The following is a 1,844-nucleotide window of genomic DNA, read 5'->3' as shown; positions in this document are numbered from 1 at the left end:
GGCACGGTCCGCCGGGCCCTGCCGTTCGGTCTCGGCGGCGCGGACGCGCCCCAGGCCACCGCCACCGAGGGTCAGCGCGTCTCGGTGCTCGAGTTCGAACAGCAGCTCGCCCCGTCGGCGGCCCTGTCCGGCCGCGACTTCTTCCTGCCGGGGCCCCAGCCGGCCACGGCCTGGACGCAGCCCGGCGGCAACCCCGAGAACGCGGTCGAGCACGTCGCCGCGGCCCCGGACTTCGCCGTCGCCTGGCGTCGCGACATCGGCGCCGGCTCGTCCAACACCCGCCAGGTGATGGCGCCCGTCGTGGCCGACAACGGCCGCGTCTTCGTCCTGGATGGCGAGGCCACCGTCACGGCCGTCGATTCCGCCAGCGGCTCGGTCGCCTGGAAGGTCAGCGTCAAGCCTGACGAGAAGGAGTTCCGCCGCAGCATGTTCAGCCTCGGTCTGGGCGGCAGCTCGACCGGCGGCGGTTTCGGCGGCGGCGTCGCCGTCGGCGGCGGCAAGGTCTTCATCGCGTCCGGCTATCGCACCGTCACCGCGGTCGACCAGGCCACCGGCGCGGTGCTCTGGACCACGCCCGTCGACGTCCCGGTCCACGGCGCGCCCACGGTGGCCGGCGGGCGGGTCTATGTCGTCGACGTCGAGAACCAGATCTTCGCCTTCGATGTGAACAACGGCCAGCAGGTCTGGGCCTATCGCGGCATCCCCGAGCCGGCGCGGATCATGCGCGCCTCCAGCCCGGCCGTGACCGGCGACACCGTCATTGCGCCCTTCTCGTCCGGCGAACTGGTGGCCCTGCGCGCCGCCACCGGCCAGGCTGTCTGGCAACAGGTGCTGTCGCGGACCAGCCGCACCAGCGCCCTGTCGGAAATCCGCGACATCGCCGGCCGTCCCGTGGTCAGCCGCGGCGTCGTCTACGCGGTCGGCCACTCCGGCCTGATGTCGGCCATCGACGTCCGCACCGGCCAGCCCAAGTGGCAACTGCCGGTCTCCGGCGTCAATGCGCCCCTGCCGGCCGGCGACGTGGTCTACGTCGTCTCCAAGGCGGGCGAGCTGACCGTGGTCAACCGCGAGAACGGCCAGGTCTACTGGACCCGCGACCTCAACGAGGGCCGCGTGCGTCAGGAAGGCGGCTTCTTCGGCTTCTTCGATCGCACCGTGCGTCCGGTCTGGTCGGGTCCGCTGCTGGCCTCCAACCGGCTGGTGCTGACCAATTCGGACGGCGAACTGGTGGCCTTCGATCCGAAGACCGGCCTCCAGACAGCGTCCTTGAAGCTGGGCGGCCCCGCCTTCATCGCTCCGGCCGCCTACAACGGCGCCCTGTACGTGCTCACCGACCGGGGCCAGCTGGTCAGCATTCGCTGACGGATCACCCCATTCTGCGTTAGAAGGCCGACATGGCTCTCAAAGTCGCCATCGTCGGCCGCCCGAATGTGGGCAAGTCGACATTGTTCAACCGCCTCGTCGGCAAGCGCCTCGCGCTGGTCGACGATCGCCCCGGCGTGACCCGCGACCGGCGCTACGCCGACGGCAACATCGGCGACATCGACCTGACGCTGATCGACACCGCCGGCTATGAGGACGTCACCGACGAGAGCCTCGAGTCGCGCATGCGCGAACAGACCGAGGCGGCGCTGGAAGACGCCGACCTGATCCTGTTCATGATGGACGCGCGCGAGGGGGTCACGGCGCTGGACCGCATCTTCGCCGACCGCCTGCGCCACCAGCACAAGCCCGTCATCCTGCTGGCCAACAAGTCCGAGAGCCGCGAGAGCGGCGGCGGCATCGGCGAGGCCTACGCCCTGGGCTTCGGCGAGCCGGTCGCCATCTCGGCCGAGCACGGCGAG

Annotated in this window: 2 protein-coding genes; both read left to right on the top strand. The window is 71.0% G+C overall.

What is annotated here, in order from left to right:
- Window positions 1-1,362, top strand: a 1,362-nt coding sequence (locus V6M45_RS05050) for a PQQ-like beta-propeller repeat protein (RefSeq protein ID WP_332654523.1), incomplete at its 5' end; no start/stop codon positions are given.
- 32 nt (window positions 1,363-1,394) lie between these two features.
- A partial coding sequence (locus tag V6M45_RS05045) for a GTPase (RefSeq protein ID WP_332654522.1) occupies window positions 1,395-1,844 on the top strand: 450 nt, incomplete at its 3' end.

It is taken from the genome of Brevundimonas sp. (genome assembly GCF_036676055.1).
GTDB lineage: Bacteria > Pseudomonadota > Alphaproteobacteria > Caulobacterales > Caulobacteraceae > Brevundimonas.
This window is presented reverse-complemented; position numbering and strand designations above follow the sequence as displayed.